The organism is Herbaspirillum rubrisubalbicans, from assembly GCF_003719195.1.
Classification (GTDB): Bacteria; Pseudomonadota; Gammaproteobacteria; order Burkholderiales; family Burkholderiaceae_D; genus Herbaspirillum; species Herbaspirillum rubrisubalbicans.
In genome coordinates this window covers 2,502,222-2,527,463 of the sequence record NZ_CP024996.1, presented here as the reverse complement: position 1 = coordinate 2,527,463, position 25,242 = coordinate 2,502,222, and the positions used below count along the sequence as shown (strand labels likewise).

Here is a 25,242-nt window from a genome sequence, read left to right as displayed (position 1 = left end):
TGTCCTGCAAGAAGGCTTGCATCCCGCACTCAGAAATCGACCTTGGCCGACACGCTGAAGGTACGCGGGTCACCGGGCTTGATGTAGTTCTCGTACTGGTATTGCCAGTAGCGCTTGTCCAGCACATTGTTGACCGCCGCCCGGAAGGTGGTGTCGTGCTGGCCGATGCGCGTGGTGTAGCTGGCGCCCAGGTTGAAGAGTGTATAGCTTGCCAGTTCAATGTCGTTGGCGGCGCTCACCATGGTACTGCCGGTGAACTTGGCATCGGCCGAGAGCTTCAGGCCGGCCACCTGTGGCACCAGGTAGGCCACTTGGGCGGTGGCCATGTTGCGCGGCGCACCGGCTACGCGATTGCCATTGAAGGTATTGCCGCGCTCATACTTGGCGTCCAGCAGCATGAGGCTGCCACCCACCTGCCACTGCGACGTCGGGCGATAGGCCGCGCCCAGTTCCAGGCCCTGGTAGTTGGACTGGCCATTCTGCACCAGCGCACCGTCCAGCGTGTATTCGGAGGCGCGCTCGATGCGAAACAGCGCAGCGGTGGCGCTCCAGTTCTGCTGGTCGGTCTTGGCGCCGATCTCGTATTGCTTGCTCTTAAGTGGCTTCAACTGGCTACCATAGTTGGTGTTGGTCACGCCGGGCACCCCGCCCTGCTCCAGCGACTCGACATAGCTGGTGTAGAGGGTGGTGTTGCTCTCGGGCTTGAACATCAGGGCCACCGTCGGCGTCAGGGCCGACTTGTCGTAGCGCGAACTGAGGGCGCCGCTGGTGGTGTTGTTGTCCTGCTTGAACTGGTTGTAGCGCCCCCCGGCCAGCAGCGACCAACGCTGCGAGAAGTTCAGCGTATCGCTGGCGAAGATCGCCTGCTGGGTGATGATGGCGTTGTGATAGGTCTGCAGATCGGTATTGCTGAAGTAGGCATTGGTGTTCTGCACGTACAGATTGCCGCTGCCGATCTGCTGGTACACCGAGCTGATCGAGTAGTCATTGACCTGCTTCTGCCAGGACGCGCCCAGCACCAGCTGATGGTCGATGCTGCCGGTACGCGCATTGCCCTCCAGCATGGCTTGCCACTGGTCGAAGGTATGGCCCTCGCGACTATCGGAGCGCCAGTCACTGTAGTTGCCAGCCGCATCCGAGAGCATGGCGATGTCTTCATTGCGGAAGCGCTTGGCGGTGCTGTGGCTGTAGCTCAGGTTGGCCTTCCAGTCGGGATTGAGGCGATAGGTCAGCCCGGTCTGGTAGAACTGGAAGTTGGTATCCAGATGCTGGCCCGGACCGGCCAGGTTCTTGTCGGTACCGCTGACTACCGAGGGTAGGCGGCCACCGGCGAGACTGCTGGTCACAAAAGACGGTGTCTGGTCGGTGGAATTGCTGTTCTGCCAGATGGCCTGGAAGTCCCAGGTCAGCTCGCGCGTGAGGCGCCCATCCAGCGCCAGCGAGGCCGAGTTGCGGCGGATGTGGCCTTCATTGAAGGTCTCGCCCTGGTCATGCGTGACGTTGAGACGATAACCGAACATGTGGTCCTTGCCGAAGCGACCACCGAGGTCGACGTGCTCGCTCCAGATGTTGTTGCTGGTGTAGCCCACTGACATGCTGCGCAGCGGGGTATCGGTCGGCTTCTTGGTGACGTAGTTGAGCACGCCACCCGGCGAACCGAAGCCATACATGAAGCCGGCCGAGCCCTTGAGCAGGTCGATGCGCTCGAAGTGTTCGTAGGGCAGCGTGATGCCATAGCCAAGGAAGGGCTTGCCATCGATGCGGAAGGAATTCTGCCAGTCTGCCGGCAGACCACGAATGGTGATGTAGGACGCCCAGGCGCTGTAGCCGGCGCTGTTGTCGCTGACCGAAGCCTCGTTGTAGAACAGATCGCCCAGCTTGTTGAGCTGCTTGTCGGCGATGTCACCGGCGGTGATGCTGGTGATGGAAAAGGGCGTCTCCAGCAGCGAACGGGATCCCAATGCACCGGCGCTGGTCTGGCTCTGCAGGTGCTGCGTGCCCTCGCCTGCGCCGCCGGCCGAGACCGTCACGGTCGGTAACTGGCCGTTGCCACTGGCGGTTGCAGCAACATCAGCAGCGCCCGTTTGCTCCGACTGTGCAAACGCCAGCGCGGGGCAGCCGGCCAGGGCCATGCTGATGAAGACCGGGCGCAAGGCACGAGACATGACGCAGGGACGCGCACGCAGGGAAGACTGGAGCAAGGGTTTCCTCTTCATATTCATTTTAATTAATACGAACGATAATAGTTCTTATTTATTTTATGAAATATGACAAAAAAAGGAAACCTTCCTTACAAAGTTTCTGGCCCACGCGGCGATGACCTAGAAAAGATTCGAGTTAGCACTACAAAAATTACTGAATGTGCTTGATCTCTCGCCACCTATGCACAACAGCCGGACCGCTGGCCTTATCTTCCTGTTTTTCTTTCCGTGAAGAGAGCGCACATGTCCAGGGCCATCATCCGTCTCGACGATCCCACCTCGCACGGCGGCGTTGTGCAGGAAGGGTTTGCCAATGTGAAGTTGTATGGCAAGGCCATGGCCGGTGTCGGCCATCGCGGCTACTGCCCGCAATGCCAATGTGAATTTCTCATCCTGGCAGGTGAAGAAACCTACGAATACCTGGGACGCCAGGTCGCCGTGGAAGGGATGATGACCTCGTGTGGCGCGGTGCTCATCGCTACCCAATATCTGGCCAGGATTGCCGCCACGCCGAAGAAAGACTGATCCATGCGCAACAACTGCCCGCTCACATCAAGACGCGCAGGCCGTCCGTGGCGCGCCAATGCAGGCAAGGCAGAGCCTGAAGCGCCCTGCCCCGCGCCATCGCATCAAGCGGTGGCGATCTTCCTGAGGATCTCCTGCAACTGGTCGATATCGTAGGGCTTGGGCAGCGAGTGCGAGGCAAAGCCTACGTTGCGCGCCACCATGGCACCATAGCCGGAAGCGAAGATCACTGACATCTCCGGGAAACGTTCCAGCGCACTCTTGGCCAGATCCACCCCGGACATGCCGGGCAGGTTGACGTCGGTAAAGAGCACATCGAAACTCTGCTCACCCAGCGCCTGCTGGGCATCCTCGGCACTGATCACACCGCGCGCCTGGTGGCCCAGCGTCTCCAACAGTTCACACACCAGTTGCTGGGAATCGACGTTGTCTTCCACCACCAGCAAACGCAATCCGCTGGCGGACTCCTGTGTTTGCTCAGGCGCTGCGGCCACCATCGCAGCGCTGCCGCGGGTAGCGGTAGCCTGATCGAAGTGCGCATCCTGGCCTTCCGGTAGCCGCAGGTGATCTCCCACCGGCAGGACATGGAGGGTGGCGCTGGCGTTGGCTTGGTCGCGCTCGCGCGTGAGCTGGGCCAGTTCGATACGATGCGCCCGGTTGGACAGCATCTGTCGGATGCGCTGTGCCAGCTGATTGATGCGATAGGGCTTGGAGAGCAGTTCCACGCCCGCATCCAACCGCCCTTCATGCACAATGGCGTCGCGTGGGTAGCCGGAGGTGAACAAGATCTCGATGTCTGGCAACAAGGCCCGCGCCTGGCGCGCCAGTTCGGTCACCGGCACGCTGCCGGGCATGACCACATCGGTAAACATCATGTCCACCGCCATCCCGCTTTGCAGGATGGCCAGCGCCTGCTCGCCATGGTCGGCCTTGAGCACGCGGTAGCCCAGCGAAGAGAGGGTGTCGATCACCGTCAATTGCAGGTTGGCGTCGTCTTCCACCACCAGGATGGTTTCATCGCCGCCGCCCACGTCCATGTCGCGGCTATCGTCGATGAGCACCTCATCTTCCTCGCAGCGGGGGAAGTAGATGCGGATCGTAGTGCCCTTGCCCGGTTCACTGTGCAGGCTGATGTGGCCCTTGCTCTGCTTGACGAAACCATAGGCCATCGACAGCCCCAGGCCGGTACCCTCGCCTTCGCGCTTGGTGGTGAAGAAGGGCTCGAAGGCGCGTTCCCTCACCTCGGGCGACATGCCGGCACCATTATCTGAAATCTGCAATTGCACGTAGTCGCCGGGAGCCAGGTCGGCCTGCGACAGGAAAGCCGGATCGCTCAACTGCACATTGTCGATCTGCAGCGTCAGCCGGCCACCGTTGGGCATGGCGTCGCGCGCATTGATGGCGGTGTTGATGATGAGGTTTTCGACCTGGTTGGGGTCGAGCATACTGTTCCACAGGTCTTGCGTGATGACGGTGGAAATCTCGATATTTTCCCCGACCGCACGGTGCAGCAGGTCATCCATGTTCTGCACCACGCGCTCCAGGTTGATGCTGCGCGGTTGCAGCGGCTGGCGGCGCGCGAAGGCCAGCAATTGCGACGACAACTTGGCGCCGCGATCGACCGCGCCGATGGCGGTGCGCACGCGCTGCCGGCTGCGCTCATCCAGGCGCGGCTCGGTCTGCAGCAATTGCAGGTTGCCGCCAATGATCTGCAAGACATTGTTGAAGTCATGCGCCACCCCGCCTGTCAGTTGCCCCACCGCTTCCATCTTCTGCATCTGGCGCAGCGCCGCTTCGGCGCGGGTACGCTCCAGGATTTCCTCGACCACGCGCTGCTCCAGCGTATCGTTGAGCTCGCGCAGGGCTTCTTCGGCGCGGCGCCGTTCGGTGATGTCGGTGGACACCGCGATCATGGCCTGCGGCCGGCCTTGGTCATCGACGATACGGCTGATGTCGCTGGAGACCCAGAAGGCGCTGCCGTCCGGGCGCAGGTAGCGCTTTTCGAGGGTGAAGGAACTGCCGTGTTCGATGCAGCGATTGAACAGGCTCATGTTCATCGGCACATCATCGGGATGGGTGACGTCGGCCAGGGTCATCTGCAGCATCTCGGCTTCGGTGCGACCCAACATGCGGCACAGCGCCTGATTGACGCGCATGTAGCGACCTTTCAGATCCAGTTCCGAGAAACACACCGAGGCCTGGTTGAAGATCGCGGTCAGGCGATTCTCGCTCCAGGACAGGGCCTGCATTCCGCGCCGCCGTTCGGTCAGATCGATGAAGGTGCATAGCGCCCCTTGCAACTGCCCGTCCTGCCACACCGGATGGGCCTGGTATTGCACCGGGAAGCTGCTGCCATCGACGCGCCTGAAGTCTTCGCTGTCGACCTGGGCGCTGATCCCTTCGCGCGCCGCCTTGAGCACCGCGCATTCATTGCGCGCCACCGGCTGGACCACCTCGCCGATAAAGCGTCCCAGCACGTCCTTTTCGCTGGCATAGCCCAGCAATTGCAGAAAGGCGGCATTGCACAGCGTCAGCAAGCCATCGCGGTCGATGGAAAAGAAACCTTGATCAGTGGAATCCAGCAATTGCCGCACGAAGGCATTGTTGGCACGCACGCTGGCCTCGGAGGCGGCCAGCGCCGCATCCAGGCCGGTGGCGCGCGTGAAGCTGCACAGCACGCCGGCTACGCCATCGCGCTCGCCCTCTGCCTGATACCACACTGGCAGGCAGGACAAATCCCACTGGCTGGCGACCACGATGGACTGGGCCTCATCATGGAACAAGGATAAACGGCCCAATTGTTGCGGCTGGCCATCGAAGGCGGAGTCGATGGCCTCCTGGCAGGGACGGGCCGCGCCAGCAAACAGGGCCGACTCCGTCAGGGCCGCGCCGAAAGCGGCCGGATGGGCCGCGCCGATACAGGCGGCAAAGGCATCGTTGTAGAGCATCTGACGCGACGGTCCCCACACCAGCAGGCTGGGCAAGGGTGAATGCAGCACGATATTGAGCGTAGTGCGCAGGGTCGGCGACCATTGCGCCAAAGGCCCCAGGGGGCTGGTCGCCCAATCGGTTGCCAGGACCATCTGCGCGGCCAGGCCCGCGCCGCGCAACCAAGAAATTTCTGCCATGTCGTGAAACTTACCTTTAAGCCTAGCTGTGACGGTGAGCACCGGGGTCGGTCTGGCAGGCAGTCGCCATGCACCATCTTGCCCCTGCCGGTCCCTTCATTGTTGTTCGTATCCGCTTGGCGCAGGCTGCATCGGTCAACTGTAGACGGCCAGCCTGCCGCGTGCCGCAGACGATTATACGGGAAGCCGCCGCGAGGTCCGGCCCCGGTCCCAGCCGGCGAAAAACCGCCGATCAAGCGCAAAACCAGGCCAGGCAGGCAAATGCGGCGACTTCCTGTTTTCCTACATAAAATCGCGCCATGCGCCTACATCCCGTAGCGCTTTGTGCCAGCGATGAAATGAACGTATCGGACTCAACCGGCTTTCTTTTTCTGAGCCCGCTCTTCGCGCAGCAAACGGTTCAGCTCCGCCAGTTCCTGCACCGCCTCCTGGGTCAGGATCACCGGTTCGTTGGGCCGGTAGGCACGGCCACCCAGGCGGCCATTCATGCCGATATAGGCGCGCGCGCAACGGCGCCGATAGGCCAGGATATCTTGCTCGCCATGCAGGGGCTGGCCGGCCGAATCCTGTCCGGGGGCGGCGAAGCTGACCAGCGCTTCGGCCTCGGGTTCGCCCGCGCCGTTGGCCTGGCTGGAGATGTGGTTGCGGTAGGCGGTCCAGTCGCCCTGCGGGATGGCGATGCTGGGATCGTAAGGATGGGTGGAATCAGGTTTTTCCATGAGGCTACCCTGCTCAAAGATGCGACGCCGACAACGTGCGCCGGGCTGGTTGCAACGTAAGCTTTTCCTGGCTGGCCGGCGGCGCTGCCGCCGGACCGATACTGCAATCGATCTTTACCCTTTTCTTCACCGACAGCATGATGTGCTTGGCTCCCTGGTCTGTCCCTGGGCACTGCGCTGTCTAAACCTTCATATGACACTCATTTTAGCCGGGTCCAGCCAAACTGGAAGAGCGCACATGACAGCACCGCACCGAGGTTCTTTTCCCGTAGGGCATCGTCAGGCTATGTCTGCCCGCGTGCCACCTTGTTTCTGCGAGTTTTCTAAGAGTTTTGCCGATCTTAAAACCAAGCACGGATGAGCCCTATCGGACGGATCCCGATTGACTTGTAGGACAAAACGGAAATCCCCAGCGCCAGGCGAGACAATACGGATCGTCAACGTGCAGCGTGCAGCGTGCAGTAATTAATTATTGCCGCGCCTGCACCGGATTGACGATGACGCCTATAATTGGAATTTCTCAACGACCAAGACAGGCATCTACCCAGTTACGGTAGCCTCCACGCTGCTGCCACGGAAATTGCGGCGTTTCCGTCAGATGCCATCGGTTTAGAGCCCCCCTCCAACTTGTCGCCGCAGCCCATCGCGATGACAATTCGATGCTCTGTTTCGGCAGGCCTCGGGAAAGTAGTGCATGAGCAACCCGTACCACGCAAGCCGCAAGCGCGCCGTCGATCTGAGCAATTGTGACCAGGAACCGATCCACATCCCCGGCTCTATCCAGAACCACGGTGCCTTGTTGTGCTTCACCCCCGAGGGCGAACTGGCCACCCGCAGCGCCAATGCCGGCAGTTTGCTGGGCCCGTTGCCCGAGATCGGCCAGGCGCTGGGCGAGCCCCACCTCAATGCGGCCACACGCGCGCTGATCCAGGCAGCCCTGGCTGACCACCAGGGCTACGTGGACGCGCACATGATTACCCTCGACAGCGGTACCTTCGACTTGGTCACGCACAAATCGGAGGGCGTCCTGATCGCCGAATTCGAGCAGCGAGCGGCCGATGCGCTCCCCCTAGACGCCTTCGCCCTGGCCGCGCACCAGGCCATCCAGCGCATCCAGCGGCAACCGGGCGTGGACGATCTGCTCACGCTGGCGGTGGATGAAATCGCCCGCATCACCGGCTTTGACCGCGTGATGGCTTATCGCTTCCTGCACGATGACAGCGGTGAAGTGGTGGCCGAACACAAACGCGACGATCTGGAGCCCTTCCTTGGCCAGCGCTATCCCGCCAGCGACATCCCGACCCAGGCACGGCGCCTGTACGTGATCAACCCGATCCGCCTGATTGCCGACGTGCTCGCCCCCACCGTGGCCCTGGAACCGGATCTCAATCCACTCACCGGGCGGCCGCTGGACCTGAGCCACGGTATGCTGCGCAGCGTCTCACCGGTGCACATCGAATACCTCAGCAACATGGGAGTGGGCGCTTCCATGAGCCTGTCCATCGTGATCGGCGAGCGTCTTTGGGGCTTGATTGCCTGCCACCACATGAAGGCACACCTGGTGCCTCATGCGGTACGCATGTCGTGCCAGTTGCTGGCGCAATTCGTCAGCGCCCTGGTGGAACGCAATCTCAACGGCGAGCGAGCGCGCGCGCTGGAATACAATGCGGCCCTGCGGCGCCAGATCGTGGCCCAGGTCACCGACCGCGAAGACATCGTGCTGGCCCTGGGGTCCGACCATCAAGGCTTTTTGCGCCTCTTGAACAGCCACGGCGGGGCCATCTCGGTCGACCGCAAGACCCAGGTATTTGGCAAGTCACCTTCGCGCGAGGGCGTCAATGCCCTCATCAACTGGCTCAATGAAAACGAACCAGGCGACCTCTTTTACACCAATGCGCTGGGGGCCGACGTACCGGCACTGAAGGCAGCAATGGGCGATATCTGCGGGGTGCTGGCGGTGCGTTTCTATCGCCAACAGGATGGCTATGCGTTCTGGTTCCGTAGCGAACAGGTGGAAGACGTGCGCTGGGGAGGCAACCCGGAAAAGCAATACAGCATCGGCCCGCTGGGCCCGCGCCTGACGCCGCGCGGCTCCTTTGCAGTATGGAAGGAAACCGTGCGCGGCAAGAGCCTGCCGTGGGACACCACCGAGCTGGAAACGGCCAACCAGTTGCGTCTGGACTTCCAGGAAGTGGCGCTGTCCAACGAAAACATGGTCAAGCGTGCCCGCGAAACCCTGCTGGCCACGCTGGGCCACGATCTGCGCGATCCGCTACAAGCCATCATGATGGCCGCGCGCATGATCGAGGTGCGCGAGCATTCGCCCTCCAGTTCCAACCTGAGCAAGCGCATCTCTTCTTCGTCCAGCCGGATGCATCGCCTCATTGCCCAGGTGCTCGACATCAGCCGCCTGCAAAGCGGTATGGGCCTGGACATCCAGCGGCGTCCGGTGGACGTGTGCAAGATGGTCAACGAGATCGTCAACGAAGCCCGCATGGCCTATCCCGACAACGAGATCATCCTGGAAGCGGAAGACTGCGGCGAAATCGACCTGGATGGCGACCGCATCAGCCAGGTGGTCTCCAACCTGCTCTCCAACACCCGCCACCACGGCGAGCTCGGCAAGCCCTCGACCCTGATCGTATTCCGGCGCGAAGACGTGCTGACGATGTCGGTCTCCAATTACGGTGCCGCCATTCCCTCGGCCGTGCGCGACAACCTGTTCAAGCCCTACAAGAAGGAAGCCATGGGCAACCGGCGCAATGCGCGCGGCCTGGGCCTGGGGCTATATATCGTCAGCGAGATTGTCAGCGGCCACGGCGGCAAGATCGAGGTACAGTGCGACAACCACATCATCACCTTCACCGTCACCCTTCCCATCCTGCCCGGCTGAAGCTGACCGCAGCGCTGCGTTTTCAGCTTGCCTGTGGCTTGATTGCTGGCCTTGCCAGCGGCAAGGCGACGTAGAAGCTGGCCCCCAGACCGGGGCCGGGGCTCTCGGCGCGCAAGCGCCCGCCATGCAATTCCACCAGTTGGCGCACGACGGCCAAGCCCAGGCCCAGCCCGGCACCGGCGTGGCTAGGGCCGTCCGGCTCCAGCAGATGCGCCAGCAATGCCGGGGCCAGGCCACGGCCAGTGTCGCTGACCTCCAGTTCGATCTCGTCCTGTCGCTGGTGCGAACACAACACCACACGCCCCTGGGGTGGGGTGAAGCGAATGGCATTGATCAGGAGCTTGCGCAGTATCTGGCGCAGGCGGGTGCGATCACCCAGGACCACGCCACTGGCAGGCGAGGTAGCATCAATCTGGATGGTCTTGGCGACGGCGGCACTACGCACCTCTTCTACCGCATCGGCCATCACTTCCTCCAACGTGATCTGCTCGGTGGCGATACGCAACTTGCCGGAAAGGATGCGGTTCATGTCCAGCAGCTCCTCCACCAGTTGCGCCTGCAGCCGGGCATTGCGCTCGATCACCTGCAAGCCCTTGTGCAGCTTGACCGGATCGGCAGCGTCGCGCAGCAGGTACTGGGCCCAGCCGAGGATGGCATTCAAGGGCGTACGCAGATCCTGCGACAAGGTGGCGACGAACTGTTCCTTGATCCGGCTCGCGCGCTGGCCTTCGGCACGCGCGGTGCGTTCGGCCTGCAGCAGCGTCTGGCGCTCCTGCTGCTGCAGACGGGCCGCTTCCAGCGTCTGGCGTTGCAGCGCGTGCTGTCCCAGCACGCGCTCCACGGCCTGTGCCAGGTAATCCAGGTAATCGCTGGTCTTGGGCAGCACATCGGCAATGCCGGCGCGCAGGGCCTCGATGATACGCAATTCATCCGACACCCCCGAAACCATGATGGCGGGTATCTCCACCCCTGCCGAGCGCAGGCTGCGGAAGAAATCCAGGCCACTCTCCAGGGCCTGCAGGTTGTAGTCCACGATCAACAGGTCCGGTCGCTGCTGGCGCACTGCGGCATGAGCAGCCTGGGCGTCGGTCACGGCGGTAACCTGATGACCATGCTTGTTGAGCACGCGGGTGGCCAGCGCCAGCAGACCTTCATCGTCTTCCAGCACCAACACGTGGGCGGCAGTGGTACTCATCAGGCCTCACTGTCACGCACCAAGCTGCCCGGCACGGGCAACTTGACCACCTGCAGGAAGAAGCCCAGGCGCCGCACCGCCTCGATGAAATCGTCATATTCCACCGGCTTGGTGATGTAGACGTTGCAGCCCACCTCGTAGCAACGGGCGATCTCGCGCGGGTCATCGGTGGTGGTGAGCATGATCACGGGAATAGCTGCCGTGGCCGGCTCCTGCTTCATCCTGCGCAATACTTCCACACCGTTCACGCGCGGCATGTTCACGTCCAGCAGTACCACCAGTTGTTGCAGCTCACTGCGCGGCAACTCGCTGCCGAAGAAGTAATCCAGTGCCGCCTGGCCATCGTGCAGCCGTGTGAAACCGTTGACCAGGCCGGCGCGCCGCAGGTTCTTCTCGACCAGCAAGGCATGGCCGTCGTCGTCTTCGACCAGGATGATGTTGACGCTCTGCTCTGTGGCCATCTCGTTCTCCTTGGTTGTAGGTTGCAAGGCTTTCAGATCACCGGCGGGCGTGCCGGCAGGGCCACGAAGAAGCAACTGCCCTGCCCCTCTACCGACTCCACCCAGATGCGCCCGCCATGCCGCTCCACCACCCGCTTGACCAGCGCCAGGCCGATGCCTTCGCCCTTGGCGGCATTGCCATGCAGGCGCTGGAAGGCGATGAACATCTTGTCCATGTAAGCGGCCGGAATGCCCAGGCCGTTGTCGCGCACGAAATAGGTCACCAGACTGGGGGCGGCAGCGATGTTGTCGGCCTGGCGCACGTGGCCAATGGTGATGTGGCCCTGGCGCGCCGGATCCAGGTAATTGACGGCATTGGCCACCAGATTGCCCAGCACCTGCTCCACCGAGGTCGGGTCGCCATAGGCGGGCGGCAGGTCGGGCTCGATCTCCACCTGCGCCGCCTTGGCGCGGATACTGCCGTTCATGGCCGAGACGATGCGTTGTGCGATGGCGTGCATGTCCAGCATCACCGGCTGGTATTCCACCCGACCGGCGCGCGATAGGCGCAGCATGGCGTCGATGATGCCGGCCGAACGGGTGACGGCATTCTGGATGAAGCGCAGCGAGGTATGGATATCCTCCTCCACCAGCGCGCGCAGGCGATTGCGGTCAGCCTCGGGCAGGTGCAGGCGCTTGACCTCATCCAGCAGATCGCGGGTGGCGTGGGTGATTTCCTTGCTGAAGCCCTGCAGGTTTACCAGCGGCGAGCGCAAGTCGTGCGAGACGCTGTAGATGAACATCTCGTTGTCCTGGGTCTGCTGACGCAGGTCGTGGTTGACATCGGCCAGTTCACGCGCGCGCTGCTCCAGCTCCTGGCGATAGCCCAGGGCCTGGCGCGAGGCTTCGGCCAGGCGTTCGCTGCTGCGGTGCAAAGCATCGTCGAGCTGGCAGATCTCATCATTGCCGCCCACGCGGGCGGCCAGTGTCTGCCCATCGGCCAGACGCTGGGCATTGGTGATCAAGACCGCAATGCGGCGGCTGATGCTGCGGGTGAAGGCCAGCGAAGCCAGTGCTGCCGTCACGATAGACCCCAGTACCGCCAGGATCAGCAGCCAGGTCTGGGAACAGCGCGCCGCTTGCAATTGCGCGGTGCGCTCCGTGCCCAAGCGGCGCTCCTCGGCCACGAAGCTATCCAGGCGATAGAGGAATTCGGAGAGCCGATGCGGGCCCTGTTCGTCGCGCAGTTGGCGGATCAACTCTTCCCGCTGGCCGCGGCTCATCCGTTCGCGCGCACTGTCGGCCCATGTGCGGTAGCGCGCAATGGCTTCATGCACGCCGCGCACCGCATTGCTCTGGGCCGAATTGTCGGCCACCAGACGCGCCAGTTCGCCAGCCTTGACCTCCAGCTCGGCCCACATGTCGGCCCGACTGATGGGATCGGTCTGGTCCAGCAGGATGGCATTGCGGATGCGCGCCGACTCCAGCAACATCGGCTCGCGCACCTCGGCGGCCTGGTTGACCACCTGCGCCGAATGCGCGGCCCAACGCTCGGCCTCTTCGGCATCGGCCTGGACCTTGAACAAGGCCCCCAACAGCAACACTTCAAACAGGCTTGGAATGGCAACGATCAGCAAGCCCCTGGTCAGTAGTCTCATGTGCGTCCGCCAGCTTCATGATCATTCTCATGGTGCAAAGTCATCGATCAGGATCGATCAGCAGTGCGCCCCCCTTTCGGTACTGCTTATTGTTCTTTCTCGCTGCTCCCTCGGCGCTGCTAGCAGATTTCCAGGGTAATCAATGATTACGTGCAATTATAGACTCACAATATGCACGTTCGGGCAGGCTCTTGGCAAGCGCCATCCACGCCTCGCTACGCTGCCCTCAACGCAAAGGCCCGACAGTTGCCTGCCGGGCCTGGAGGATGCTATGAGGTAGGTGCCGTCAGCTCAACCGTTCGGTCCCTCCAGCGGCACGGGAGCCGAGAGCGGATCGAAATCGATCCAGTCGCCATCGCGAATGGTACCGCTGCTGCGTTCAATGTCGACCGCCCCCAGGCCGCGCAAGAGTCGCAGCGCCTTGTCCTGCTTGGCCTCATCGGCCACCCCGGTCACCGCACCGCTGTCGGTATCTTGGGCGCCGGGCGATTTGTCGCGGTCGCCGCCGAGCGCAAAGCGGTCATGCTGCCCGGCTGGATTGACGAAGAAGCGGCTGATATGGCGCTGTGCAAAGCCGGCTTCGGTGAGCGCGGTAACTGCCTGGGCGGCGTCCTCCTGCAAATCGAAACGGGCAGCGATGATGGTAGTCATGGTGTCTCCTCGTGGGCAGCGCTGTGGATCAATGATGGCGACCCGACGCTAGGCTTAGTCCGCCTGCGCCGACGCCCCATCCTGACGGGCGCGATAGCGATGGATCAGGGCATTGGTGGAACTGTCGTGATGCAGGGGTTGCGCGTGGTCGCTCAATTCGCGCGCCGTGCGGCGGGCCAGTTGCTTGCCCAGCTCCACGCCCCACTGGTCGAAGGAATCGATATCCCAGATCACACCCTGAGTGAAGACACTGTGCTCATACAAGGCCACCAGCGTGCCCAGGCTGTAGGGCGTGAGCTGATCGATCAACAGGCTGTTGCTGGGCCGGTTGCCGGGGAAAACGCGGTGCGGGGTCAGTTCTTCGGAACTACCCTCTTGGCGTACCTGCTGCGCCGTCTTGCCGAAGGCCAGGGCTTCGGACTGGGCGAACATATTGGCCATGAGCAGCGCATGTTGCTGGCCTAGGGCTTGCACTGGCCGGCAAAAGCCGATGAAGTCGCAAGGCACCATCTGCGTGCCCTGGTGCAGCAACTGGTAAAAGGAATGCTGACCGTTGATGCCATTGTCGCCCCAGTACACCGGCGAAGTCTGGTAATGCACGCTCTGGCCCTGTCGCGTCACCTGCTTGCCATTGCTTTCCATGGTCAACTGCTGCAGATAGGCCGGCAAGCGCTTCAGGGACTGGCTATAGGGCAGCACCGCCTGGCTGCGCGCACCGAAGAAGTTGGTGTACCACACCGTGAGCATCCCCAGGATGACCGGCAGGTTGGCTTCCAGCGGGGTAGTGCGAAAGTGTTCATCCATGGCATGGAAGCCTGCCAGCAGTTGGCGGAAATGCTGCGCGCCGATGGCGATCATGGTCGACAGCCCAATGGCGCTGGTCATCGAATAACGCCCGCCGACCCAATCCCAGAAGCCGAACATGTTGGTCGGATCGATGCCGAAGCGGCTGGCCTCTTCGATATTGCTGGTCACCCCCACGAAGTGGCGCGCCACCGCAGCCTCGTCCCCCAGTTGCTGGACCAGCCACTGGCGCGCTGCCTGGGCATTGGTGAGGGTTTCCAGCGTAGTGAAGGTTTTGGAACAGACGATGAACAGCGTCTCCTGCGCCGGCAGCGTGCGCACGGTTTCCAGCAGGGCCGTGCCGTCCACATCCGACAGGAAGTGAAGGTTCAGATCATGCTGGCTATAAGCCCGCAAGGCCTCCTGGGCCATGCTCGGCCCCAGGTCGGAGCCGCCGATGCCGATGTTGACCACGTGGCGGATGCGGCCTCCGGTGTGACCGGTCCATTGGCCGCTGCGCACCTGCTCGGCAAAGGCTTCCATGCGCGTGAGCACCTGCTGGACCTGGGCCACCACCTCCTCGCCCTCCACCACCAGTTGCTCCCCGGCCGGCTTGCGCAAGGCCGTATGCAACACCGCACGCTGCTCGGTGACGTTGATCCGATCGCCCCGGAACATGGCTTCGATGCGGTCTTGCAGGCCGCACTGGCGCGCCAGTTGTATGAGCAAACTCATCGTCTGGCCACTCACCAGGTTCTTGGAATAGTCGAGATAGATGCCTGCGCCTTCGGCCACCAGGCTCTGGCCACGCTGCAGATCGGCGGCAAACAGGCGCTCCAGCTGGAAATGGCGGGCACTGTCTTGATAATGCTCCTGCAAGGCGATCCAGGCGCTCTTGTCGGTCAGCGATTCACGCTGGCTGGAGACGAACAGCGGCAACTGCAGATCGGCGGTGGGCAACTTGGTCATGCGCGAAACTCCTTGTGCTGGGTACCAACGACGCGGCCAGCCGCTGCCGAAAGGCATAGGACGGTGCCAGATTCACTTGTAGGAAACGAGGAGTGCGAGAAAGGGGCGAAGTTCAGGCCGCCAGCGCCATGCGGAAGGCATTGCGCCCTTCGCTCTTGGCGCGGTACAAGGCCTGGTCGGCCTCGTGCACCAGTTGATCCCAGCTCATGACCAGGCCCGGCTGCAGGACGGCCAGGCCAACGCTGATGGTGACCTCCTGACCATGCACGAAGACGTGGTTGCGTACCGTTTCCAGCAAGTGCTGGGCACTGGCACGCGCCTGCTCTTCGCTCCAGCCGGGGAACACGGCGCAGAATTCCTCGCCACCATAGCGACCGATCAGGCCACCCTGGGCGCAGTGTTTGCGCAACAGGATGCCGATGTCGGCCAGCACGCGGTCACCCGCCAGGTGGCCATGGGTATCGTTGATGAGCTTGAAGTGATCCACATCGATGAAGGCCAGCGTCAGCCGCTGTCGGGTCTGCACCGCCTGCGCCAGCGCCAGTTCGCCACAGCGCACCAGCTCGCGCCGGTTCAGGGTGCCGGTCAACTCATCTTCGGTGGCCAGGCGCTGCTTGTCGGCCAGCAAGCGTTCGAAGTAGATCATCATCAGGGACACCGAGAACAGCAGCGATCCGCAAAGGGGGATCATGTAGATCAGAGCCACGCCGATGGTACTCATGGCTGGCGGGATGAACAGTTCCGGCTGCGAAAAGGACAAGACGAAGCGGACCAGATGGGTGGTAATGAAGATGAACAGCGAAAAGATCCCAATGCAGCGCCCGAAGGTCCATCCACCATAACGCCCCCCCCCCGGCCCCGACATGCCGCGCACGAATTCGATGAGTACCAGCCAGAACACCACCTGCAAGGCAAACATGGCCAAGTAGGCGCGGTTGGTAAAGCTGACCCGATAGAGCAGCAGGAGCGAAAAAAGGAAGGCATAGACACCCACCATCAGCACCGGCCAGCGACCGGTGCGCCGCTGGTAGAAACTGCGCAGCCCGCTCCAGGCGGTCAGGCAGCCGGCAAACAAGGAGGTGTTGCCCATCAACAGCAGCAAGGGATTCCAGGCGCCCCCCAGGCCGGCATAGCCGGCCACCATGATGCAGATGCCCGACGCTGACAGTCCACCCGAAAGCGCCCACTGACGCGTGCAGTGCTCCCTGGGCATGTTCAGGAACAGGCCCGCCATGACTACGCCGCCGCAAAATTGTACGAGGGCCAGTGCAATACTGGCTGTAGCTGCATTCATCTGGATGTGCTGCCCCGCAGGGCAAAGAAGATATTACTGGACTGGAACGATGCGCCGCAGACCTGCGACGAACCAGCTGCCAGAGCCTGCAAAGACCGCCTTCCAAGGCAGTCAGCCGCCATGTTGCGAGCTATAAAGAAAGCATCCCAAGTGCGCCCTCGCGCAAATAGACAGACGAGATGTCGGGTGACCTGGAGTCTAGGTCCTGCAGCAGCTCATCAGTGTAACCGATGATCACGTCGCTTCAGAAAATTTCACTTCAACATCAAAAAAACTGAACACAAACGCGAGTATTTCCTCTTTATTCACGCTCCAGCACCCGGGTATGCCCCCATTGGCCGGAGCGGCACAACTGGTCGGTAACGTCCAGCACCAAGCGCTCCACCGCCGCAGCCGCCGTGGTCAGCGGGATATTGCGCGAAGCACACAGGGCCAGGGTGCGCGAGATCGGTTCGCCGGCAATCGGATGGGCCACCATCTCGCCGCGTTCGATATCGGCCAGCAGGGGCGCCACTGGCAGGATGGTGGCGCCGATATCGGCCAGGATGGCCGACTTCAGGATGGCCACCGAATTGATTTCGATGACGGTCTCCAGGCTCATGCCCTGCGATCGGACCAGTTGTTCGATGCGCGGACGCACGCCATGCGCCAGGCCCGGCAGGATCAGCGGTGCCTGGAGGGCAAGTGTCAGGGGTACGCGCCTGCGGCCGCTCACGCCGTATTGCGACTTGGCCCGGGTGATGTACATCATCTCTTCCTCGATCATGGGTGTGGCCGCGAAGGAAGCTAACTGACCATCGTCGAACAGCACGGCCAGGTTGATGCGACCCGACTTCAACTGGGTGATCAGGTTACCGGTCAATTCCTCGGTCAGTTGCAGGGTGATGTCCGGGTAGGTCGACCGCACTGCGTTGAGCAACGGCAAGGCCAGCGCATTGGAGACGCTTTGCGGAATGCCCAGTGCCACCGTGCCGGCAGGCTTGTCGGTGGACTGCGCCACGGCCTGCTTGGCATCCTGCACCTGCTTCAAGATCGCCAGCGCGTGTTCGTAGAAGACCTTGCCGGCATCGGTGGCGATCACGCCCTGGGCCGAACGATGCAGCAGTTGCGCCGCCATTTCGTCTTCCAGCTGGCGGATCTGCTGGGTCAGCGCCGGCTGGGCGATGTGCAGCACACGCGCTGCGCGCGAGAGCGAACCATGATCGACGATGGCCACGAAGTAGCGCAGTTGGCGTAATTCCATGCGGTGGGATTCCTTGGTTGCGAAGGCGGGAGTTGTCAGTTATCTGCCCGTCAGAATTAGCTGAAAGATTACTGGAAACATCCGCCTCTGGCCGACTGCGGACAAGCGCACCTGTTATACGCTTCTGGCCGAGAGCAGATATCTAAACTTGATTTTTCAAAACTGCGCAGGCGATTTTGTATGCAATGTGTTGGACCTGAGATTTTTTCGGATAATCGTCAGGAATTATTTCAACTGCTTGTACTTCAAGCTGTCCGTCAAGTTCATGGTTCGCTTGAGCTACGCCTGCCAGTATCTCCGCCAAGTGATTTTCTACGTCAAATTTTGGCGCTGGGTCGATCATCTGCTTCGAAAGTATGCGAATTACCGTTGGCCGAATCGGGCTACGCATTCAGGAAATCACCCGGAGGGGTTGATGGGCGTGGGGGCGGGATTTGAACCTACAACCATTGGCGTAATTCCATACGGGAGAATTCCTGCTCTTTGGGCCGCCCTTACAGTTGTCAAATAATTTTACAAGCCAGGACGACTATTGAACATGCGCGTGCGTGCATTCTCGATATGCCCGCGCATGGCGCGTCGGGCGCCCTCGGCATCTTGCACGCGGATCAGGTCGAAGATCTGGCGGTGCTCATCCATCGCATCCTGCGAACGCGTCCAGGGCGGGATGTGCATCAGGTGGCGTAGCATGTTGACGGCATGACTGACATCGTATTCCAGCGTCTTCATCACCTGCACAAAACGCAGGTTGCCGGTGGCCAGGGCAATGGCTTCGTGGAAGCCATAGTCGTAATGGTGGGCGATGCCGCCCACGCGATTGGCTTCTTCGAAGCCTTCCAGCAGGCGCGCCATCTGGTCCAGGTCGTGCCGGTTGCGGCGCAGGGCCGCCATGTAAGCGCATTCAGGCTCCAGCACCAGGCGCAACTCCAGCCCGTTCATGATGTGGCCGATGCGGGTTTCCGGCTCGCCCTCGGGGTTGGCTGGTGCCAATCCGGCCTTTTCCTTCACATAGGTGCCGGAGCCGCGCAGCGACTCCACCAGTTGATCCTCACGCAAGCGGTCCAACGCCTGGCGTACCACCGGGCGCGAGACTTCGAACAACGTGGCCAGGTCGTTTTCCGAGGGCAGCTTGCTGCCCACTGCGATGCGGCCTTCGACGATGGCATGGAACAGGGTTTCATAAACCCGCTCGGCAAAGCGCTCCGGCCGTACCGGACCGAGGCCGGCGGCGGCCAGGTTCAGAATGTCGCTGGAAGCGCCGGGGCGTGCCGGCTTGCTGGTGTGGGGCATCGAGACTCCGTGTGGGTGCATATTGCACTTGTTGCACTGCTTGCGCATGGTAGCGGATTTGCCTGGCTTACCGCCAGCCTCGCGGGGCAAGTAGTCAGTAAAGTAGTAACTTAATTTGACATCTTTGCCGTACTGGCTTAGATTGAGCCACCACAAAAAACACAACGATCCAGGAGACACGCCCCTTCCCGGCCCGCCCGCAGACGCCGTCCGCGCGCTTGCCCGTGGCTACCCTGCTGCGTCTTGTTGCGTCGTGTTGCATCTTGCCCGGCATTGCGCCAACCACCCAAGGACAGTACCACCATGAAACAGCATTTCATCGACAACCGCTGGGTCGCCCCGGCTTCCGGCCAAAGCATCCCTGTGATCGACCCTTCCGATGGCCAGGTATTCGCCGCCATTGCCCGCGGCAATGCCGACGATGTCGAGCGCGCCGTACAAGCGGCGCGGCTGGCCTATGAAGGTGCCTGGGGCAAGCTGTCGGCGGCCGAGCGCAGCCGGCTGCTGATGAAGCTGGCCTACAAGCTGCAGGATCACCAGGAAGAACTGGCCCAACTGGAAGGCCGCGACTGCGGCAAGCCGATGAAGCAGGCGCGGGCCGATGCGGCGGCGATCGTGCGCTATTTCGAGTTCTATGCCGGCGCCGCCGACAAGCTGCATGGCCACACCATCCCCTACCAGGCAGGCTATACGGTGCTGACCCTGCGCGAACCGCATGGTGTGACCGCCCACATCGTGCCCTGGAACTACCCGATGCAGATCTTCGGGCGCTGCGTGGGCGGCGCGCTGGCCGCCGGCAATACCTGCGTGGTCAAGCCGGCCGAGGATGCCTGCCTGTCCATCCTGCGGGTAGCCGAACTGGCAGCCGAGGTCGGCTTCCCGGCGGGGGCCCTCAATATCGTCACCGGCTATGGCCATGAAGCCGGCGACCTGCTGGTCAAACATCCCGACGTAGATCACGTGTCCTTCACCGGTTCGCCCAACGTGGGCAAGCTGGTGGTGCGCGGCGCGGCCGAGCATCACACGCCGGTCACGCTGGAGCTGGGCGGCAAGTCGCCCCAGGTGGTGTTCGAGGATGCCGATATGGAGGCCATGCTGCCGGTGGTGGTCAATGCCATCGTGCAGAACGCCGGCCAGACCTGTTCGGCCGGCAGCCGCTTGCTGGTGCAGCGCGGCGCCTATGAGCAGGTGCTGGAGCGTCTGGCCGGGCTGTTCTCGCAGCTCAAGGTGGGTTCGTCACAGATGGACCTGGATTGCGGCCCGCTGATCCGCAAGACCCAGCAGGAACGCGTGGCGGGCTTTCTCGCCGAAGCCCGGCGCGATGGCATCCCATTGGTGGCGCAAGGCGAGATTGCAGCCGGCGTGCCGGCCAACGGTTTCTACCAGGCCCCGGCCCTGCTGCGCGACGTGCCGCCGCGCCATCGCCTGGCGCAGGAAGAAGTGTTCGGCCCGGTGCTGGCGGCCATGCCCTTCGAGGATGAAGCCCAAGCCATTGCCCTGGCCAACGGCACCGACTATGGCCTGGTGGCCAGCGTCTGGACCCGCGATGGCGGCCGCCAGATGCGCCTGGCGCGGGCCATTCGCAGCGGCCAGGTGTTCATCAACAACTACGGCGCCGGCGGCGGCGTGGAACTGCCCTTCGGCGGCGTGAAGGCCAGCGGCCACGGGCGCGAGAAAGGCTTCGAGGCGCTCTATGGCTTCACGGTCTTGAAGACCATTGCCATCCGCCACGGTTGAGATCGAGATCGTTATCACGTCGATTCAACGATGAGGTAAATTATTTTCAAGGAGACACATCATGCGTTTGCAAGACAAGGTAGCCATCGTCACCGGTGGCGGTTCGGGTTTCGGAGAAGGCATCGCCAAGGCCTATGCCCGTGAAGGCGCGGCCGTGGTGGTGGCCGATATCGGCCAGACCGGTGGCTTGCGGGTGGTCGAGGAAATCCAGGCCGCTGGCGGCAAGGCCGTCTTTGCCAAGGCGGACGTCTCCAAGCGCGCCGACATGGATCAGTTGCTGGCCACCGCCCTGGAACACTTTGGCAAGCTCGACATCGTGGTCAACAATGCCGGCACCACCCACCGCAACCGCCCCATGCTGGAAGTGGAAGAAGAAGAATTCGACCGCGTCTATGCGGTCAACGTGAAGAGTATCTTCCTCTCGGCCAAGACCTTCGTGCCCTACTTCCGCCAGGTCGGCGGCGGCACCTTCGTCAATATCGCTTCCACCGCCGGCATCCGCCCACGTCCGGGCCTGACCTGGTACAACGGCAGCAAGGGCGCGGTCATCACCACCAGCAAGTCGATGGCCGCCGAACTGGGCCCGGACAAGATCCGCGTAAATTGCGTCAACCCGGTCATCTCGGCCACCGGCCTCTTGGCCGAATTCATGGGTGTGCCCGACACCCCCGAAAACCGCAAGAAATTCGTCGCCACCATCCCCATGGGCCGCTTCTCCACCCCCGAAGACATCGCCAATGCCTGCCTCTACCTGGGTTCGGATGAAGCCCAGTTCGTCACCGGCGTGTGCATCGAGGTCGATGGCGGGCGCTGCGTGTAAGCTTGCGATGTAAAAATCTTCATGTAAGCGGTGAGGATATTGATTTGACAATGTCCTCACCGCCACTACAATGCGTGGCACCGTCAAGCGGTCACAAAGAACCGGCGACGTACAACAACGACACGTCAAACAACATCTGGAGCGAGACATGACCTACCAAGCAGGCGCAGCCGCCGACAGCGCGCGCGCATCCTTTGAAGACGCCACCTACAGCAAGGTGACCTGGCGTCTGTTGCCACTGCTGTTCCTGTGCTACGTGGCCTCCTACCTGGACCGGGTCAACGTCGGCTTCGCCAAACTGCAGATGCTGCAGGATCTCAAATTCAGCGACACCGTCTACGGCCTGGGCGCGGGCATCTTCTTCCTGGGCTACTTCGTCTTCGAGGTGCCCAGCAACATGATCCTGCACAAGGTGGGGGCGCGCCTGTGGATCGCCCGCATCATGATCACCTGGGGCATCATCTCCGGCGCCATGGCCTACGTCACCACACCGGAAATGTTCTACATCATGCGTTTCCTGCTGGGGGTGGCCGAGGCCGGCTTCTTCCCGGGCGTGATCCTCTATCTCACCTACTGGTACCCGGCCGCCCGGCGCGGCAAGATCACGGCGCTGTTCATGACCGGCATCGCGCTCTCGGGCGTGATCGGCGGCCCATTCTCGGGCTGGATCATGCACGCCATGCCGGGGGTGTGGGGTCATACCGGCTGGCAGTGGATGTTCATCCTGGAAGCCATTCCATCGCTGGTCCTGGGCGTGCTGGTGATCCTCTATATGAAGGATCGCATCCGTGACGCCGACTGGTTGAGCGAAGACGAAAAACGCCTGCTGGAAGCCAACATCAGCCACGAAGAAAGCCAGAAGGAACACCTGTCGCTGGGCGCCATGTTCGCCAATGGCCGGGTCTGGCTGGGGGCGCTGATCTATTTCTGCTTCGTCATGGGCCTGTATGGCGTGAGCTTCTGGCTGCCCACCATCATCAAGGCTACGGGCGTAAGCGATCCGCTCAACGTGGGTCTGTTGACGGCGATCCCCTACGCCTTTGCCGCCGCCGCCATGGTCTTGATCGGGCGCAGCGCCGACGCCCGCCGCGAACGTCGCTGGCACGTCGCCATTCCAGCCTTCATCGGTTGCATCGGCCTGTTGCTATCCACCCTGTACGGTCACAACACCGCGCTGGCCATGGCCTCGCTGACCCTGGCCAGCGTCGGCATCATGACCACCCTGCCCCTGTTCTGGAGCCTGCCGACCGCCTTCCTGTCGGGCACCGCCGCCGCGGCCGGCATCGCGCTGATCAATTCGCTGGGCAACCTGGCCGGCTTCGTCAGCCCGTTCCTGGTGGGCTGGTTGAAGGACACCACCCAGAGCACCAATGCCGGCATGTACGTGCTGGCGGCCTCGCTGGTGATCGGCGGCTTGCTCACGCTGACCCTGCCGGCTCGGCTGGTCAACAAGTAATCCGCTCATCGCCACATGGCGTGATCATTCAGTTCGGCCGCGCAGACAAGGCCAGCAGGAAGCGACCTGCTTATCTTGGCTTTGCCTTGCCTGCGCGGGCGCTGCAGCGCCCCTTTCTGCCATATGCGACTGGACTGCCAAACCAGACGATGCTCCCGACATCAAGTTTACAGTGCTCACTTTGGGCGCTATAGTGTCCCTCATAAAAGTCTACACCGGGGATCCCATCTTGCTGCACCGTCTGCCCTCCGGGCCGATGTCCATCGTCACCCTGCACTTCCTCTTTGTCCATCAGGTGAGCATCGTCGGCAAAAGGCACGGTTTGCTTGACAAGCTTCTTCAAGGCCGAATGCTTAGTCATGCGCTCACATCATCGGTGTACGTTTTCCCCATCTGATTCACGCCGACCGGCCCAAGCGTCCTGACATCCATCGCCTATTACCTACCTATGACCATGACCATCGCGCCCCTGTTTTCCATCATCGTCACCACCCACCGTCGCCCGGCTATTCTGGAGCGCGCGCTGCGCTCGCTGCTGGCACAGAGTTTTGTCGATTACGAGATTGTCCTGGTCGCCGATGAAGGCAGTATTCCGACCAAGGAAGTCGCCAGCCGTCTGTTGCGCGAAAAAGATGTCTTTCTCTGTCTGCCCGGTGCCAAGGGCCCTGCCGAGTCACGCAACGCTGGCGTGCAATTGGCGCGTGGCCGCTTCATCCTGTTCCTGGACGATGACGACAGCTATCGACCTGATTTCCTGCAAGCTATCGTCCAATGCAACCGTTTCCTCAGCGATGCAGTCAACTACGTGTCATATACCCAGTTGAAGGAAGTGCGCACCCCCGAGGGCACGCATGTGCTCTCCAGTACCGAAGTCGATACGGGCGCCACTGACATCCGCACCCTGCTGGTCAGCAATTTCATTCCCAACAACGCCATCATCCTCTCTTCATCCATTGCCAAACGCCATCTGGTGGATGCCACGCTGCAAAGCCACGAGGACTGGGATTACCTGATTTCGCTGGTGCTGAAATATGAATTCAATTTCCTCGGCATCTCCGGGCCCGTCGTACATATCAATGAAGGCCAGAGCCGCAACAACGACGCCAAATCCAATGGCTCGATCGCCCTGGACTTCCTGTCGATCTACCGCAAATGGCCAGCGGCTGACGACGAGCTGCGCCTGCGTCGCAAGGAAATGCTCAGAACCCTAGGGCTGGATCTGCCGCCGGCCATGCTGTAAAGACAGCGTCAGGCAGCGGCAACAGCCGTGCTCATGTTGATGAACACGGCTACCGCACGCTCTTTTGATCACATGTTATTGAGGATGGTGTCGGCCGCCAGGATGATCGGCTTGTAGATTTGCTGGAAGTTGTGAGAATTCTTTGCCTCTTCGGTGACAGCACCGAATTTGGCGTAGAACAGGTTCTTGACCGACACATGGAAATGCGGCTCGCTCTTGATCCTCTGCCGCAGTTCGTAATTGCTCAAGTGGCGTAAGATCAGCAGTGCCATTTCATAGACGGCTCGACCAGTGTGCACATAGATGGCATCCGAAGAAAGCTGATTGGCGACCTTGCGGAAAACCCCGCAATACTCGTCCACAAAACAGATCCGGTCGGGATGTGCAATGGCCATGTCAAGCGCCAGACTCCAGTCCTGCGCCCGGAATTCGCCCAAGCCGTCGGCAGCTGCCAGCCGGTTCAATGACAGGTCATAGGGAAATCTGGTCAGACCATACTGTGGCAAGGCGTCCGTCTTGTAGATGCCCAAAAACACATAATGGTCGTAGCTCATCAAGGCTTCAAAATCACAACTCCGCTTGAAGTTTCTGCCATGCCAGCCCGGATGCTGCAGGTCGGACAGGTTTCCGTCCTCCAGAATCTGGTATTTGCCAAACCCCATGCAAGCATCATTACGCACGGTCGCGTCTAGCAGACGGGCCATGGCATCAGGGTAGAAGAGATCATCGGTGGCGATGGTCGTCATGTACGGCGTCTCGATCAAGGGATACATCTGCTGGTAGGCCAGCATGACGCCGATGCTCGATGTGCCGCCCATGATCCGCACCCGCTTGTCGTTGGCGTACTTGCTCAGGATCTCGGCGGTATTGTCCGTGGAACCGTCATTGAAAATCAGCAGATTGGTGACCGGCGATCCCGGACCAAAAACGACGTTGGCAAGGAGATGTTCCAGATAGATGCCGTGATTCTTGGTAGGAATGAGAAGGGTTAACATGTTGT

At 61.7% G+C, this 25,242-nt stretch carries 20 protein-coding genes; 6 read left to right on the top strand and 14 right to left on the bottom strand.

Going from position 1 to position 25,242, the window contains the following annotated elements; all coding sequences use genetic code 11:
- Nucleotides 1–29: 29 nt before the first annotated feature.
- Nucleotides 30–2,165 carry a TonB-dependent siderophore receptor gene (locus RC54_RS11400; RefSeq protein WP_373281439.1) on the bottom strand — a complete coding sequence of 712 codons (2,136 nt, stop codon included), beginning with the start codon at nt 2,163–2,165 and terminating at the stop codon, nt 30–32.
- 279 nt (nt 2,166–2,444) lie between these two features.
- On the opposite strand from RC54_RS11400, the gene RC54_RS11395 reads away from it, so the two are divergent.
- Nucleotides 2,445–2,726, top strand: coding sequence for a PAAR domain-containing protein (locus RC54_RS11395; RefSeq protein ID WP_058895363.1), 282 nt, complete (start codon nt 2,445–2,447; stop codon nt 2,724–2,726).
- A gap of 104 nt (nt 2,727–2,830) precedes the next feature.
- On the opposite strand, the gene RC54_RS11390 is transcribed toward RC54_RS11395, so the two are convergent.
- Both RC54_RS11390 and RC54_RS11385 read right to left on the bottom strand, forming a co-directional pair.
- Nucleotides 2,831–5,854 (bottom strand): hybrid sensor histidine kinase/response regulator, encoded by a 3,024-nt coding sequence (locus tag RC54_RS11390; RefSeq protein WP_174526082.1) that lies wholly within the window; start codon nt 5,852–5,854, stop codon nt 2,831–2,833.
- A gap of 353 nt (nt 5,855–6,207) precedes the next feature.
- Entirely contained in the window at nt 6,208–6,573 is a 366-nt protein-coding gene (locus RC54_RS11385) for a hypothetical protein (RefSeq protein ID WP_058895361.1), read from the bottom strand.
- A 694-nt stretch (nt 6,574–7,267) separates the two neighbouring features.
- Here RC54_RS11385 and RC54_RS11380 point away from each other — a divergent pair.
- Nucleotides 7,268–9,466 (top strand): ATP-binding protein, encoded by a 2,199-nt coding sequence (locus tag RC54_RS11380; RefSeq protein WP_061789172.1) that lies wholly within the window; start codon nt 7,268–7,270, stop codon nt 9,464–9,466.
- 22 nt (nt 9,467–9,488) lie between these two features.
- Here RC54_RS11380 and RC54_RS11375 read toward each other — a convergent pair whose 3' ends face one another.
- The 9 genes from RC54_RS11375 to RC54_RS11335 form a co-directional block, all read right to left on the bottom strand.
- Nucleotides 9,489–10,661 (bottom strand): hybrid sensor histidine kinase/response regulator, encoded by a 1,173-nt coding sequence (locus tag RC54_RS11375; protein WP_061789173.1) that lies wholly within the window; start codon nt 10,659–10,661, stop codon nt 9,489–9,491.
- Nucleotides 10,661–11,122 (bottom strand): response regulator, encoded by a 462-nt coding sequence (locus RC54_RS11370; RefSeq protein WP_061789174.1) that lies wholly within the window; start codon nt 11,120–11,122, stop codon nt 10,661–10,663. The genes RC54_RS11375 and RC54_RS11370 overlap by 1 nt, the downstream gene beginning before the upstream one ends.
- Before the next feature lie 32 nt (nt 11,123–11,154).
- On the bottom strand, nt 11,155–12,759 hold the full coding sequence (locus RC54_RS11365) for a sensor histidine kinase (RefSeq protein WP_061789175.1): 1,605 nt from the start codon (nt 12,757–12,759) through the stop codon (nt 11,155–11,157).
- A gap of 291 nt (nt 12,760–13,050) precedes the next feature.
- Nucleotides 13,051–13,410 (bottom strand): hypothetical protein, encoded by a 360-nt coding sequence (locus RC54_RS11360; RefSeq protein ID WP_061789176.1) that lies wholly within the window; start codon nt 13,408–13,410, stop codon nt 13,051–13,053.
- A gap of 54 nt (nt 13,411–13,464) precedes the next feature.
- Nucleotides 13,465–15,162, bottom strand: a complete 1,698-nt coding sequence (gene pgi, locus RC54_RS11355) for a glucose-6-phosphate isomerase (protein ID WP_061789177.1) — start codon at nt 15,160–15,162, stop codon at nt 13,465–13,467.
- Nucleotides 15,163–15,274: 112 nt separating this feature from the next.
- Nucleotides 15,275–16,456: a GGDEF domain-containing protein gene (locus tag RC54_RS11350; RefSeq protein ID WP_061789178.1), complete on the bottom strand. Its 1,182-nt coding sequence runs from the start codon at nt 16,454–16,456 to the stop codon at nt 15,275–15,277.
- A gap of 301 nt (nt 16,457–16,757) precedes the next feature.
- Nucleotides 16,758–17,699 (bottom strand): LysR substrate-binding domain-containing protein, encoded by a 942-nt coding sequence (locus RC54_RS11345; RefSeq protein ID WP_061789179.1) that lies wholly within the window; start codon nt 17,697–17,699, stop codon nt 16,758–16,760.
- 142 nt (nt 17,700–17,841) lie between these two features.
- Nucleotides 17,842–18,042: a hypothetical protein gene (locus RC54_RS25155; RefSeq protein WP_156481267.1), complete on the bottom strand. Its 201-nt coding sequence runs from the start codon at nt 18,040–18,042 to the stop codon at nt 17,842–17,844.
- Nucleotides 18,043–18,212: 170 nt separating this feature from the next.
- Nucleotides 18,213–18,989 (bottom strand): FadR/GntR family transcriptional regulator, encoded by a 777-nt coding sequence (locus tag RC54_RS11335; RefSeq protein ID WP_058895351.1) that lies wholly within the window; start codon nt 18,987–18,989, stop codon nt 18,213–18,215.
- 303 nt (nt 18,990–19,292) lie between these two features.
- Between RC54_RS11335 and RC54_RS11330 the strand changes: the two genes are divergently transcribed.
- The 3 genes from RC54_RS11330 (at nt 19,293) to RC54_RS11320 (ending at nt 23,002) form a co-directional block, all read left to right on the top strand.
- Nucleotides 19,293–20,726, top strand: a complete 1,434-nt coding sequence (locus RC54_RS11330) for an aldehyde dehydrogenase family protein (protein WP_061789181.1) — start codon at nt 19,293–19,295, stop codon at nt 20,724–20,726.
- 61 nt (nt 20,727–20,787) lie between these two features.
- The gene (locus tag RC54_RS11325) at nt 20,788–21,546 is read left to right on the top strand and encodes an SDR family oxidoreductase (RefSeq protein ID WP_061789182.1); all 759 of its coding nucleotides are present in this window, start codon (nt 20,788–20,790) and stop codon (nt 21,544–21,546) included.
- Nucleotides 21,547–21,694: 148 nt separating this feature from the next.
- A complete protein-coding gene (locus RC54_RS11320; protein ID WP_061789183.1) occupies nt 21,695–23,002 on the top strand; it encodes an MFS transporter in 1,308 nt (435 codons plus the stop codon).
- 70 nt (nt 23,003–23,072) lie between these two features.
- On the opposite strand, the gene RC54_RS25150 is transcribed toward RC54_RS11320, so the two are convergent.
- Nucleotides 23,073–23,363 carry a hypothetical protein gene (locus tag RC54_RS25150; protein ID WP_058895347.1) on the bottom strand — a complete coding sequence of 97 codons (291 nt, stop codon included), beginning with the start codon at nt 23,361–23,363 and terminating at the stop codon, nt 23,073–23,075.
- A gap of 87 nt (nt 23,364–23,450) precedes the next feature.
- On the opposite strand from RC54_RS25150, the gene RC54_RS11310 reads away from it, so the two are divergent.
- The gene (locus RC54_RS11310) at nt 23,451–24,242 is read left to right on the top strand and encodes a glycosyltransferase family 2 protein (RefSeq protein WP_058895346.1); all 792 of its coding nucleotides are present in this window, start codon (nt 23,451–23,453) and stop codon (nt 24,240–24,242) included.
- Nucleotides 24,243–24,310: 68 nt separating this feature from the next.
- Here RC54_RS11310 and RC54_RS11305 read toward each other — a convergent pair whose 3' ends face one another.
- On the bottom strand, nt 24,311–25,237 hold the full coding sequence (locus RC54_RS11305; protein ID WP_058895345.1) for a glycosyltransferase family 2 protein: 927 nt from the start codon (nt 25,235–25,237) through the stop codon (nt 24,311–24,313).
- Nucleotides 25,238–25,242 lie beyond the last annotated feature (5 nt).

Bases quoted from the DNA above. Each gene is read 5' to 3' on its own strand.
- pgi (WP_061789177.1), bottom strand. From the start codon at position 15,162: ATGACCAAGTTGCCCACCGCCGATCTGCAGTTGCCGCTGTTCGTCTCC.
- RC54_RS11360 (WP_061789176.1), bottom strand. From the start codon at position 13,410: ATGACTACCATCATCGCTGCCCGTTTCGATTTGCAGGAGGACGCCGCC.
- RC54_RS25150 (WP_058895347.1), bottom strand. From the start codon at position 23,363: ATGACTAAGCATTCGGCCTTGAAGAAGCTTGTCAAGCAAACCGTGCCT.
- RC54_RS11390 (WP_174526082.1), bottom strand. From the start codon at position 5,854: ATGGCAGAAATTTCTTGGTTGCGCGGCGCGGGCCTGGCCGCGCAGATG.
- RC54_RS11335 (WP_058895351.1), bottom strand. From the start codon at position 18,989: ATGCCCCACACCAGCAAGCCGGCACGCCCCGGCGCTTCCAGCGACATT.
- RC54_RS11380 (WP_061789172.1), top strand. From the start codon at position 7,268: ATGAGCAACCCGTACCACGCAAGCCGCAAGCGCGCCGTCGATCTGAGC.
- RC54_RS11385 (WP_058895361.1), bottom strand. From the start codon at position 6,573: ATGGAAAAACCTGATTCCACCCATCCTTACGATCCCAGCATCGCCATC.
- RC54_RS11320 (WP_061789183.1), top strand. From the start codon at position 21,695: ATGACCTACCAAGCAGGCGCAGCCGCCGACAGCGCGCGCGCATCCTTT.
- RC54_RS11365 (WP_061789175.1), bottom strand. From the start codon at position 12,759: ATGAGACTACTGACCAGGGGCTTGCTGATCGTTGCCATTCCAAGCCTG.
- RC54_RS11325 (WP_061789182.1), top strand. From the start codon at position 20,788: ATGCGTTTGCAAGACAAGGTAGCCATCGTCACCGGTGGCGGTTCGGGT.
- RC54_RS11310 (WP_058895346.1), top strand. From the start codon at position 23,451: ATGACCATGACCATCGCGCCCCTGTTTTCCATCATCGTCACCACCCAC.
- RC54_RS25155 (WP_156481267.1), bottom strand. From the start codon at position 18,042: ATGATCGACCCAGCGCCAAAATTTGACGTAGAAAATCACTTGGCGGAG.
- RC54_RS11375 (WP_061789173.1), bottom strand. From the start codon at position 10,661: ATGAGTACCACTGCCGCCCACGTGTTGGTGCTGGAAGACGATGAAGGT.
- RC54_RS11345 (WP_061789179.1), bottom strand. From the start codon at position 17,699: ATGGAATTACGCCAACTGCGCTACTTCGTGGCCATCGTCGATCATGGT.
- RC54_RS11330 (WP_061789181.1), top strand. From the start codon at position 19,293: ATGAAACAGCATTTCATCGACAACCGCTGGGTCGCCCCGGCTTCCGGC.
- RC54_RS11400 (WP_373281439.1), bottom strand. From the start codon at position 2,165: ATGTCTCGTGCCTTGCGCCCGGTCTTCATCAGCATGGCCCTGGCCGGC.
- RC54_RS11305 (WP_058895345.1), bottom strand. From the start codon at position 25,237: ATGTTAACCCTTCTCATTCCTACCAAGAATCACGGCATCTATCTGGAA.
- RC54_RS11350 (WP_061789178.1), bottom strand. From the start codon at position 16,456: ATGAATGCAGCTACAGCCAGTATTGCACTGGCCCTCGTACAATTTTGC.
- RC54_RS11395 (WP_058895363.1), top strand. From the start codon at position 2,445: ATGTCCAGGGCCATCATCCGTCTCGACGATCCCACCTCGCACGGCGGC.
- RC54_RS11370 (WP_061789174.1), bottom strand. From the start codon at position 11,122: ATGGCCACAGAGCAGAGCGTCAACATCATCCTGGTCGAAGACGACGAC.